This is a genomic window from Pseudoalteromonas sp. BSi20652, assembly GCF_000239855.1.
Classification (GTDB): domain Bacteria; phylum Pseudomonadota; class Gammaproteobacteria; order Enterobacterales; family Alteromonadaceae; genus Pseudoalteromonas.
The window spans coordinates 1-12,062 of sequence record NZ_BADT01000169.1 but is presented as its reverse complement, the minus strand read 5'-3'; the positions used below and the strand labels follow the sequence as shown (position 1 = coordinate 12,062).

Below are 12,062 nucleotides of genomic sequence, written 5' to 3'. Positions count from 1 at the left end.
TGTTATGCGTACCCCATTGTTAGCCATATTATTACCACTTTGTTTAACTGCATGCTTGGATAAAACGCCAGCTGAAACGCAGCAAGTAACAATCTCCTCAGAAGCAGAAACATCAAAGCAAGAGCTGCAAAAGCTAGAAGAAAACACTCAATTAAAAGAAAATACAAAAAATAATGTAATTGCTGAAAAAATTCCAAAAGCCGATTCAAAAAACGTTTCAATAGAAGACATAAAAACAGCTAAAGCCGAATTAAATACACTAATCACAGATAAGCAATGTGATACCAGCACCCAATGCAGAGTAATTGCGGTAGGCAGTCGTGCATGTGGTGGGCCTAGTAGCTTTGTTGTGTACTCAACAAACGCAGCATCTGAGGAGCAAGTAACAATCCTTGGCGAAAAAATCACTAAACTTGAAAGTAACTACAATTCACAAAAAGGGATGATGAGTATTTGTCAGCATTTAACAACACCAAGCACACAGTGTGTTGAAAATAAATGTGTTAAACTTGAAGGCTCAGCGGCAAGTGTATTTTAAGGATAACGTATGAGTTGTTTAACATCGGCATTTAAACTATCAATTTTAAGCGTTGCTAGCATCATTTTATTACTAAGTGGTTGCGCTAGCACTTTAACGTCAAGTAATAAGCAAAGTAAAAACTTGTCTGACTTAAACTATGATCTGAGTAACATGGTGAGTAATAATAGCTGCACCGCTAGCTTTCAGTGCAAAATACTTGAAGTGGGTGCACGTGCTTGTGGCGGGCCAAGTAAATACGCTGTTTATTCAACACTAAACACATCTCAGGAAGAAGCCGAACAGCTTGCTCAACAAATAACAAAACAAGAAAAAATACAAAATAAAGCACAAGGCTTAACCGATTGTTCCCCTGTACTTGAAGTGCAATCGCTGTGTATAAATCAGCAATGTCTGTCGTTTGATATAAAATAAATCAAACTTAATTTCAGCGTTAACCTAAATACGGAATTAACGCTGAAATTACAACCACCAATACCACGCAAATACCCGCTTTTACAATGTATTTCATGGGCATTGTTTTAAGCACCCAATATGCGTAAATAAAGCGTACAAAATAACCAGCAGCGGTACCAAACAACGCAAAAATAATTAAGTAAGCAATTAAAATAATATTCATATAGCTTTAATTACTTAGATTTTTTTGTGTGAGCAATTAATAAATCAGCTACTTGTTGCTTTACGGCTCGCTTATCATCGCTTTGTACATCAAAGCGACTGGCTAGTTGCGCTATTTCATCATCATTTAAGTTAAACGATAAACGTTGACGCGTTTTTTTAGACTTTACATCTAAGCCAAGTATTTTACGGATCATATCTGACGGCGTTAACTCTTGGTCAATAGCTTGCTTTTTTATCAGCTTTTGAACTTCGCTGCTTAGATCAAATGCCATTTGCGTGGCACGTACAGCTTGTTCCTGACGTAACCACTTGTCTTTAGCATCACTCACTTAGCATCTCCGGGAAACAAGTCTACAATGTCTGACATTGGACGCTTGAGCGTTAGCGATACTTCGGTTTCGCCGCCATCCCAAATTTCGATATTTAAACCAAAGCCTTCATTATCTGACGCTAAACAAATCATTTCACATGGCTCACCGCCTTCTTGCTCATAGCGAGGCAATGTTTGGTTGCGGTAATCTTTATTATGGAAATAACACACATAAGGCGACTCGCTTTGTTGATAGCTTTTAGCTAAAAACTGCATAAAGCGCTCTGGTGTATTTTGCACTGTAATGTGGGTTAACGACTCTTCATCAAAAATACGCGCAAACTCATCAAGGCTAAATATTTCTTCAACTTCGTTTCGCTGAATTTTAATAGAAAAGTTAGCCCACTCTTCGCCGTCATCTTGCTCAATTTGTAAAAATACAACTTGGCCACTGTTTGTCTCAAGTACAAATTCAGTATCACTACTGTGCTGATATTGGTAAGTCTGAATATCAGTAACGCGTAACGTTTCACCCTTTAACCATGCAGGATAAGCAAATGAGTCGATAACGCTAAACATGTCGCCTTTTTTAAGATCGCTCGGATGATTAAGCTGACGCTCTGGCTCTTTTTTAGATTTGAAAAAATTAAACATAGGAAGGCTGCCCTCTAAGCAAAAAAGGTAACTGAGCAAAACTCGGTTACCTTTTTAAAGTATAAACGTAATGGTTAGCTATTTTGCTTCGCTTTGATGCGAGCTAAAATATCAGCACTTTTTGGGCTTGTGTCACCAATGCCTGCTTCAGCCATTTTTGCTTTTAAGTCATCGCCATTTACGTCTGACTCAAGTTGCTTTGCAGCACCTAGCTGGTCACTTCGATCTTGTTGGCGCTGTTTAATGCGTTCAAGCGATTGACGAGCCGATGTCATAGATGAGCTGTTTGTATTAAGTGTGCTGTTAACAGCCATTGTTGCTTGCTGTACGCTTTCAGTGGTTTTAACCATTGTAAGCTGACGCTGATTCTCTTTAATCGATTTTTCAGCATCTTTAACTTGCTGCTTAAGCGCAACAATGTGATTGCTAAAGCCAGACAATACTTGCTCGTTTTCAGCTTTTTCAGCTTCAAAGTCACCAATTTTTTCTGCAATTTCTAATGCTAATGCTTCGTTGCCCTTTTCAAGCGCTTGGCCTGCATACGCTTCATGTTCAGCGATTGATGCATCTACAGCGCTAATTTTACGCTTAGTTTGCATTTCTTTAGCCATTACTTCAGTAAGGCTTTTTTTAGCACGGTGAAGTGCATTTTGCGCGTCTGCAATTTCTTGCTCAAAAATACGGATGCCATTTTTGTCTACAATTGCTTCGCCTGCTTCACGAGCGCCGCCACGTACTGCTGTAAATAATTTTTTTAAAATACTCATAATCTTAACTCCACTAACTAGCTATTAATCGTTTAAATACAAGGTCACGGCTTCTAGTGCGTCGATAGCGTTATCGGCTAATGTCACTAGTTCGTGGGTAACGTCATCTAATGATGAATTTACCGACAGTGCACCAAAAATCGCGTATTTGTTATCGATTTTAGCAAATGCACTCAGTGGAATTGGCACGTTTAAACGTAATAATGTTTCGTTTAATTCGTCGCGTAATTCACTTTTAACTTCATCTTCGTCAAACAAGTAGCTAATACATAATAACTGCTCTTGCGTTTGCGTAACAAAAATTGGAAGCTCATCATTTCCATCAACAATGACTTGTAAAACATCTTGCTCGCCTGGGTTGGCAATCAAGAAAGACTCAAAGTTAGCGCCTTCAGTTTCAAAAGAAGCTAATTTTATTGAAAGTTCATTTAATTCCATGTCTCTGCCTTTTGTCGTTTGACATATTATGTCTGAGTTAAGATTCTCATGGTCGACATATTATGTCAACCATGTTTTGTTAGTTTTTATACAATTCGCTTTCTATTTGCCATGCAGTTCGATAGTAATCATACAGCTGACCAGACCCTAACCTATTGACCTCAATACTTTCAACTTGTTCAAAGTAGTGGTTAGGAAATACAAAACTTGCCAATAAATATTCTTTACTAATCCACCTTGATGGCACAGGCATAGCCGTCGCATCATTAATACGGCCACTGGCCGACTGACCCATTTTAGTGGCTATAGTCCAGCCCCACTGCCCAAACGAAGGTATGTTTTGCTGATACTGCTCAACATACTCAAATCCAGCCGCTTTAACTGTTTTAGCAATGCTTAAAAACGCTTTTTTAGCGTGATAAGGTGAGGTTGATTGAACCGCCATTGCCCCATCAGGTGCTAATAACTGCCGTACATGATTATAAAAGTAGTCACTATACATTTTATTTAGATCAGGATGATTAGGGTCAGGTAAATCAATTAAAATAGTGTCGAACTGCTTAGATTGGTCAAGCAGCTTTTCAACTTCTAAAAATGCATCACCCACAATTATGTTGGCTCGGGGATCTGCCATCGCATCGTTGTTAAGGGTAACTAGTCGCTTACTAATATCATCTGGTGGTGTAAAGTCACCGTCTTTATGACCAAATAAATTGAGTAGTTGCGCGTCTAAATCTATTAGCGTTACTTCACTCACAGGCCATTTTAAAACATCTCTAAGTGCTAGTCCGTCACCACCCCCAATTATTAATACACGGTCGTGTCTGTTAGAGGCAAGCATTGCAGGGTAAACCAGCATTGAATGATATATTTGCTCATCAATACTTGAGAACTGTAAACGACCATTTAAATATAAATCGGTAATTGGCTGAGGTTGGTTTTTACTTAGCCTTTCGGTTAAAACTACGTGCTGGTATTTGGTTGCTTGCGAATAAATTACTTTATCTTTATATAAAACATTACTTAGACTGTTCATCCAGCTACTGCCAAATACTAAAATAAAGCCAAATAATACCAACAGCACTATATGGCAAACTAAAAGTGCCTTAGCAAAGCGCACATGGGCATGGTAACGCCATAAAAACGCGAGCCCTGCGATGATGTTAAATAACGCCGTCCACGCCGCAGCTTGCATTATAGGCATTGAGAGCATGATACTTACCCAAATGGCGGCGCCAATACCAGCACCAATATAATCGGCACCATAAATAGTCCCTGCGTTGTTTTCTAAAAAACGGCCATAAACGTGCTGACGAATGCGCGCTATAAGCGGTATTTCCATACCAATAAATAAGCCCAGTATTAAACCAAAAACATAGGGTAGAAAACGTGACCACTCTTGTAGCTTTTGAAATACGTAACCATTAAGTACAACATCTGGGGGTAAATTAAAAATGCTCGAAAATAAATGAGGAAGAGAATAACTTACAGCTATTACACCCGCTATCGCTAAAATGCAGCCCATGCCAACCAAAGCAATAATGCTTTCTAGCCAAGCAAAAGCGGTAAATGCATCTTTAAACCAACGCGCTAAAAAAGCGCCTAAGCCCATTGCTACAATCATAGTACCGATCATGGCGTAAATAGCGCTTTCTACTGAGCCAAGTACACGGCCCGCATAATGAGACAGTAAGTATTCATAAATAAGGCCGCACCCAGCAAGCACGGCCATAACAGTTATTAGTAAAATATCGTGCCCAAGTAAACGAGACTTACTTGGGGGAGTGTTGATTGATGACACTGATTATGCGCCTAGCAAGGTTGCCATAGTGATACCTACAGCAAATGATACGGCTGCAGAAATGGTCGCTACACCTACATTTTTTTGACGATTAACTTCATCGGAAATATCGCAACCAGATAAAATTATTTTAATTGTTACTAAGTGCAAAATAATAAATGCGACAAGGCTCACTACTGCGCTAATAGCCCAGTATAGTAAACTCGCATTAATGTTATCAGCAGCATACGGTGCAACACCTGTTGCCGCTGTAATAGCTAATGCACTACCTATTAAAAATCCAGCGTAACGAATACCCACAGCTAAATTACCATCAACAATTGCTTGTTGTAGGCAGTCGCCACTTTTGTTTGTACGCTTAAATAACTGCACTCGGTATTGGCTAACAAGTAGTAATACAACACTACCTATAATAAAGGCAGCAATTACAATTGGAAGACCATGCCAGCCATCAGTAGCCACCCATAAAAGTGCTGAGCGAATAACTATTGCAACGCTAACAACATGACCAAAATCAATTATTGAAGCTGTAACGTTACCTTTAACTATTTCGTCGTGCAGGCTTACTTTACGAAGTGCTACTTTATCTTGAAAAAAGTGACCTAACTTAATAAGTACAATTGCTAATGCGCCGTAAGCTAACATTTGCAGTGCTTCTTGTTGCAGTGTTGCAGCAAAAGCACCACTACTTACACCTGTTAATACAATCGCCAGTGCCACTAAACCAGCGGCAAAGCTGATACCAAAAGCAAAGTTATCACGCTCTGTTATTTCATCATTTGCGTGTAAGTTTGAAACCCAGCCTTTTATATATTTTAGGCTTACAAATAATAAAACAATAATTGCAAAATCAATCGCCAATGCTTGTAGCGACCACATAGTTATTCCATTAAATTCATACATATTATTCTAACTCCAACTTTATTCTTTTACTTACCACGGCTCACGCCACGAGAGGTTCTGCTACCGCTATCACGCACCGATCCTGAGCTATTGCTATAACTGCTCGAACGAGAATAACTACTGCGGCTTTTTGGTGGCGTATAACTACTACGGCTTAAACCGGATGCACCTGTTTTTTTACTCGCATAAGGGCTTGTAAACTGCTTACCTTGGCGTTGGTATGTTTGGCGCGTGCGTGTTTCTAGCGCGCTTTGGGTTTTAATTTGCTTAGGGCTTGAATAACGCGAACGGCCATAGTCATTGTAATAACTATACTTTCGGCGCTTGCTCCAACTACCATATTCAACACGGTCAAATACATCGCCTAAAATACGGTACATGCCGTACCATTGCCAAAAGCTAATACCGTTACTATTTGTTTGCCAATTACCATAGTTAGGGTTACCAACCATTTGGTTACCAACACCCTCACCTTCAGCTTGCTTACTAATTGCGCCTACACGCGCCAAAGTGCCTTTGGACATATCAGCTAGCATATTAATAGGATCGGTTAGCGCATCAGAAAATAGCGCAGGTTTAGATGCATCACTCAACAAATCAATGCTATGTAGCGTATCTTCATAAGGAGGAATTAAGTAAGTTCCTTTAATATCTTTAAGTCGCTGTGTTAAACCACTATAAAGTGCACCTTGGCGCGTTGCATCAAGGGTAATTACATCAACAACTTTTGTAAGCTCTGGTTGTTGTTTTTTAAGGAGCTCGCCATATTCTTTAAGTAATACAGCATTGCGCACATTCCCATTATCAAGCGCAGTACCAAGCTGTGACAGCTCCGTATCTACCTTTTTAATAGACTCTTGAATTGTTTGTTGCAGCTGCTCTTCTTTAGATTGACAACCCATAAGCACTGCGAACAAACAAAACAGGCTTATAAGTTTCCAAGCTTTAATATTCGACATTCATGTCACCTGATTTACTAAATTAACCTAGGTAGTTTTACACAGGTCACTTATTAAACCAAGAATGAAATTGCAACAAAGTAAGTCAGTACAAAATTAAATAAACAGCTATATTTAGTATGTGAATTTAAAAGCCTTCTTAATGTTATACTTTTAGTGCTACAAAGGGCGAAGTAAGTAGCTTTTTTGCAATTATGGATTGCCTGATTACACAATAATGATTAAAACATAATTAAATGACGGTTAAGGGTTAAATTTAATGCTTCATAGTATTCGGTATAAATTTATTATAATAACAACAGTTTTAATTATATTTAGCGCAAATTTAGTTTTTTTCCTCGCGATTAATGAGCATGAGGATCTATACCGTCAATCTGTTAAGCAAAACTTAGATGCAATGTCTTCAAACATTTCCGATAGTTTATTACGCGTTATGTCTGAGCAAGTTGACTTGTTCTCCATAACCACCGAATTGCTCGGCTTTGATCGATACGAACATATTAAGTTTGTTAATGTATTTGATGCTAACTGGCAGTTAATTCAGTCATACGTGCACCCTAACTATTTATATCTTGAGAACTTCAAACCTGAACTCGTAAGCATTCAACCAAAAGATTTACCTTACGCGGTTACAATAACTAATGAAGGACTAGTGGCCTTAAAGGCAATTGGGGAAGAACAGTTTCCTATTGGATATTTGCTCATTGTACAAGACTTTAAAAAGCCATTGGATGAAAGTAAAGTTAGCCTTTTTTATAGTGCGGCTCCATTTGTTGTTTTAATTATTGCACTCACCATTATTATTTCATTTTGGATATATCAGCGCTTATTAAGCCCACTTTTAAAACTCTCAAAATTCACGCAGAAAGTAGAAAAATCAACAAATTATAAGCTTCAATATCAAGTAACTGGTCATGATGAAGTATCTCAACTTGGTAACGACATTAATGCATTACTACAAACAATTGACTCCCAAATTCAAACCAATCATAAACACACCGCACAACTTTTAGTACAAACGCATTCAATGGAGCGCCTCGCCAACTACGATATATTAACGGGTTTACCTAATCGTATGTTTTTTATGGATCTACTCAAACTCGAGTTAGCTAGTAGTAAAAGTAACGACCAAGACGTTGCGATTATGTTCTTTGATGTTGATAGCTTTAAGGGTGTTAACGATACCCTAGGCCATGAAACCGGAGATATGCTTTTACAAGCTGTGGCCAAAAAAGTAAAAAGTTATCTGCGTAGTAACGACATAATTGCACGGTTAGGCGGTGATGAGTTTTTAATTATGCTACCTAATATCACTGAGCAATCTATTGTTATAGATATTGCCGAAAGTATCATTGAAGGTATGAAAGAGCCATTCACTATAAACGAATGGAACGTACCTGCAGGTATTAGTATTGGTATAGCGAGTGCCAAAGGAGCTGAATTTGATATAAATACATTTATTAGTAATGCCGATATTGCAATGTACACATCAAAAGAAAAAGGCAAAGGCGCATATACAATATTCCACCATAAAATGCTTGAAGATAACAAACGAAAAGCGCAAGTCGCTAACTTAATATCTCACGCAATATCGAAAAATGAATTTGAGTTATTTTATCAGCTTAAAATGTCGAATACGGGCGAAGCTCAAGGCTTAGAGGCCTTAATAAGATGGCAAAGCAAAGAGCTAGGCTTTGTTTCTCCTGGTGAGTTTATACCTATAGCGGAACAAGCAGGTAAAATAAAAGCCATTACCCAATGGGTTATCACACAAGTATTTAAAGATATGCAAATGCTAAAACAACTTATGGGGAATAATGTACTCGTCTCCATGAACCTTTCGAGCCATGACTTAAAAGATCATAACTTCATTCATACTGTAAAAAGTAAACTACTTGAACATAGCGTTGATATTTCAAATATTCAGTTTGAAATAACAGAATCAAGCTATTTAGAAAATTTTGAAAACGCTAACCAATTTTTTAGTCAAATTAAAGCTATGGGAGGCTCAATTGCATTAGATGACTTTGGCACTGGTTACTCTTCATTGAGTTACCTTACTAAAATTGAAATTGATACATTAAAGATAGATCGAATGTTTGTTAATCAATATGCGAGCTCAGCAAAAGACACTGCGGTATTACAAGCAATACTCGATTTAGGCCAGCGCCTTGGTTTAAAAATATGTAGTGAAGGGATTGAAACAACCGATCAAGCTAACTACCTAGTATCACATGGTAGTGATGAAATGCAGGGCTATTACTTTGCAAAGCCAGTATGCATTGCACAATTAGCTCAAGCAATTGAACGAGCAAAAACATTGTTTAAAGAACTAACAATAACTACAAAATAACTCAGTGCTATTGATGCTTGCACTAACCAAGTGGCTTACTTTTAATTTAGTGCAATGATGGTGAGCTCTTTAGGTATAGTGATCCCTGTAGGAAGGTAAGCTACTGAATCCTCGACGGTTAGTAAGTATTCTATAACCTCTTCTGTAGTCTCAAATTCAATAGGTGGTTTGCTGCGCCCAGTGAATCGCATTTGGGCCCAATAAGCTTGTATCCTAGATTCAGTAAGGCCCACCATCCTAGTGTTAAAATTTATTCTTAGTGGATTGCCAACAAATAGGTTAACAGCTTTAAATTGTCTGCTCATAGCCCCGCCCATATAAATATGGCGAATTTGTTGCTTACTAAAGGATAAGTTTTTGTCTGTTGTATTTACTACAATAATAACGTTCGAGGGATTTGTATTCTCTGCATGAACTGAAAGACTAAAACCTAATAGACTACAAGCTACAGCAAAAAGTAACGCTGTTTTTTTAATGTTATTAATAAATTTAAAAAATATCATTAAAATACCCAATCCAAACCAATAAGATAAAGATTCGTTTTCTTATCAAAATCAGAGTCATCAGGGATAACAAAAAACGAGTCTTTTACATTGTCACCTTCGAGTGTCGAAAACTCAGCTTTTAAAGCTAGGTTTGGCAACACATCCCAGCGTACACCAACTGTCCAACTCTTAATTGAATCAGGCGTAGATTCATCAAAAATGCGGTTGTACCCATATGCAAGTTGATCTAAGTCGCTATTAATGCCTAACGGTATTTCATTCTCAGCGGAACGAGTTTCTACGTCACTATCAGCAAATGTTAAGTGGTAAGTAAAAGGGGCATAATTAACACCGGCAGTTAAATAATAGCTTTGAATTATAGGCACTATTCCTAAATCAGTTTTTATGCGGATCCATTCACCTCTAAAAAAATAATCTAAATTGTCGTAAATTACGCCAAATTGGTCTGCATGTGCTCTACCTTTTGTTTTTACCGAGCTGGCGCTTTTTGTAAAATTAAGGCTATTAAGCACATTTTCTAGCTGTCTTATCTCATCAATATCAAGCTTGATATTTCCATTATACCGGGAAACTCTAAATTCTAAGTTTTCAATATTAATCTTACCAATGAATCCTAAAAGGTTATCAACTTCAAAGCCCGTTCTTAAGGCGCCAATCCCTATATCACCCGACTCTTCACCATAGTAACCTTCAAAGCTCACATCAAAATTTTCTGCTCCAAATTTATAAACAGCATCTATGCCATTAAATGTTTTAAATAAATAAGTATCGTAGACTTGTTGGGGTGGATTGATCCATGGGTACGCAAAACCAACATCCGAAAAGTCACTCATAGTAAAAAAAGGTGTGCGTAATTTTCCGAGTTTAATCTGAATATTATCTGTTGGCGTATATGTTAAATATAACCACTCTAGGCCAGAGTTATCGGAGGCTGTTGTGTTATTGCTTCTTAGCAAAACTTGGGCTGTTGCAGACCACTTATCATCAAACTGATACTCGCCTTGCAACCCAATTAAACTAGATGGGGAAAATTTAATACTGTCTTCATATCCCTTAAATTCAACATTTTTTTCGTCTAAGTAGCCACCGATAACTCGAGCATAACCAGAGAATTCTAAATCATTAGAAAAAGCAGAAAAATGAGTAAGCATTGTGGTCAATAGTAAGCACAAAGATATTTTATATCGCATTAGAGAAAATTAAACCCTTTGTTGGATTAGGCAAAGTACAATGAAGATTAATTATGCTAACAAGGAAATAATTTACCAGTTCGGATAATTAATTATTTAATTATTTTAAGTAGCGCTCTTACCGCTACCTAAGATGTATCATTATAGCCAATGAATTACATGTTGGCACAATATATGTGTTCTACAAGAGCATTAAGTATCTAGGTAACACTATTTGTAACTCAATCCCATGAGTATTGCAGAGATAAATCTTAATTATATTTATATAAATACTTATCAACTAAGTAGGGGATCAAACTGATTCTTAATTTATCTCATTCAGCAAGATTGAGTGATTAATGTGAGTCTTTTGTAGGATGTAATTGAGCTAAATTATAATGCGATATGCTAGTAATCCACTCATATTTCACTTTTCAGCAGACGTAAAAAAGCCCGAATCGTTAGATTCTGACGCTCTACAATTTGAAGTCTGGTAATGTCGTAGTGCCCACAGCGGTAAAGAGTCACAGTGAAATGCTGCACTATCATTGTGTCGGGGTGGCCTTCCGCAGTGCTCGCCTTCGAGCAGTTTTGTTTCACTACTGAGTGCGGTTTGGGCTCTTGGCTATTTATTAAATCCTAGACAGCAAAAAAACCCGTCACATTGCTGTAACGGGTTTCTTTAATTTGAAGCCTGGTAATGTCGTAGTGCCCACAGCCGTAGAGAGTCACAGTGAAATGCTACACTATCTTTGTGTCGGGGCGGCCTTCCGTGGGGCTCGCCTTCGAGCTGTTTTGTTTCACTGCTGAGTGCGGTTTGGGCTCTTGGCTATTTACTAAATCCCAGACAGCAAAAAAACCGTCACATTGTTGTAACGGGTTTCTACAATTTGAAGCCTGGTACTGTCGTAGTGCCCACAGCGGTAGAAAGTCACCTAGCAAATGCTAGTTTATTGGCCGACTGAGTTATTGAGGGGTTTTGTTGTGATTTTAGCGTCGTGAATCGCTACGTTCGCCCGACCTACGTGATATGTGTTGATGTC

At 38.0% G+C, this 12,062-nt stretch carries 13 protein-coding genes; 3 read left to right on the top strand and 10 right to left on the bottom strand.

Going from position 1 to position 12,062, the window contains the following annotated elements:
* Window positions 1-4 precede the first annotated feature (4 nt).
* Both P20652_RS05385 and P20652_RS05390 read left to right on the top strand, forming a co-directional pair.
* Window positions 5-538: a hypothetical protein gene (locus P20652_RS05385; RefSeq protein WP_008170567.1), complete on the top strand. Its 534-nt coding sequence runs from the start codon at window positions 5-7 to the stop codon at window positions 536-538.
* 9 nt (window positions 539-547) lie between these two features.
* On the top strand, window positions 548-952 hold the full coding sequence (locus P20652_RS05390) for a hypothetical protein (RefSeq protein WP_008170566.1): 405 nt from the start codon (window positions 548-550) through the stop codon (window positions 950-952).
* Window positions 953-971: 19 nt separating this feature from the next.
* Here P20652_RS05390 and P20652_RS05395 read toward each other — a convergent pair whose 3' ends face one another.
* From P20652_RS05395 to P20652_RS05430, 8 genes are all read right to left on the bottom strand, one after another.
* On the bottom strand, window positions 972-1,157 hold the full coding sequence (locus P20652_RS05395) for a hypothetical protein (RefSeq protein WP_008170563.1): 186 nt from the start codon (window positions 1,155-1,157) through the stop codon (window positions 972-974).
* Window positions 1,158-1,167: 10 nt separating this feature from the next.
* Window positions 1,168-1,488, bottom strand: a complete 321-nt coding sequence (locus tag P20652_RS05400) for a hypothetical protein (RefSeq protein ID WP_008170561.1) — start codon at window positions 1,486-1,488, stop codon at window positions 1,168-1,170.
* The gene (locus tag P20652_RS05405) at window positions 1,485-2,123 is read right to left on the bottom strand and encodes a hypothetical protein (protein WP_008170560.1); all 639 of its coding nucleotides are present in this window, start codon (window positions 2,121-2,123) and stop codon (window positions 1,485-1,487) included. Before P20652_RS05405 ends, P20652_RS05400 begins: the two co-directional genes overlap by 4 nt.
* Window positions 2,124-2,197: 74 nt before the next feature.
* Window positions 2,198-2,890 (bottom strand): PspA/IM30 family protein, encoded by a 693-nt coding sequence (locus P20652_RS05410; RefSeq protein WP_004335088.1) that lies wholly within the window; start codon window positions 2,888-2,890, stop codon window positions 2,198-2,200.
* A gap of 24 nt (window positions 2,891-2,914) precedes the next feature.
* Window positions 2,915-3,328, bottom strand: coding sequence for a YjfI family protein (locus P20652_RS05415; protein WP_008170558.1), 414 nt, complete (start codon window positions 3,326-3,328; stop codon window positions 2,915-2,917).
* 79 nt (window positions 3,329-3,407) lie between these two features.
* Entirely contained in the window at window positions 3,408-5,060 is a 1,653-nt protein-coding gene (locus tag P20652_RS05420; protein ID WP_370587537.1) for a polyamine aminopropyltransferase, read from the bottom strand.
* Window positions 5,061-5,132: 72 nt separating this feature from the next.
* The gene (locus P20652_RS05425; protein WP_024609365.1) at window positions 5,133-6,032 is read right to left on the bottom strand and encodes a DUF350 domain-containing protein; all 900 of its coding nucleotides are present in this window, start codon (window positions 6,030-6,032) and stop codon (window positions 5,133-5,135) included.
* Between the two features lie 26 nt (window positions 6,033-6,058).
* Window positions 6,059-6,991, bottom strand: a complete 933-nt coding sequence (locus P20652_RS05430) for a hypothetical protein (protein ID WP_008170552.1) — start codon at window positions 6,989-6,991, stop codon at window positions 6,059-6,061.
* 397 nt (window positions 6,992-7,388) lie between these two features.
* Between P20652_RS05430 and P20652_RS05435 the strand changes: the two genes are divergently transcribed.
* A complete protein-coding gene (locus P20652_RS05435) occupies window positions 7,389-9,344 on the top strand; it encodes a bifunctional diguanylate cyclase/phosphodiesterase (protein WP_237707137.1) in 1,956 nt (651 codons plus the stop codon).
* Between the two features lie 41 nt (window positions 9,345-9,385).
* On the opposite strand, the gene P20652_RS05440 is transcribed toward P20652_RS05435, so the two are convergent.
* Window positions 9,386-9,847 (bottom strand): hypothetical protein, encoded by a 462-nt coding sequence (locus tag P20652_RS05440; protein ID WP_008170549.1) that lies wholly within the window; start codon window positions 9,845-9,847, stop codon window positions 9,386-9,388.
* The gene (locus tag P20652_RS05445) at window positions 9,847-11,001 is read right to left on the bottom strand and encodes a porin (protein WP_008170548.1); all 1,155 of its coding nucleotides are present in this window, start codon (window positions 10,999-11,001) and stop codon (window positions 9,847-9,849) included. Before P20652_RS05445 ends, P20652_RS05440 begins: the two co-directional genes overlap by 1 nt.
* Between the last annotated feature and the right edge of the window lie 1,061 nt (window positions 11,002-12,062).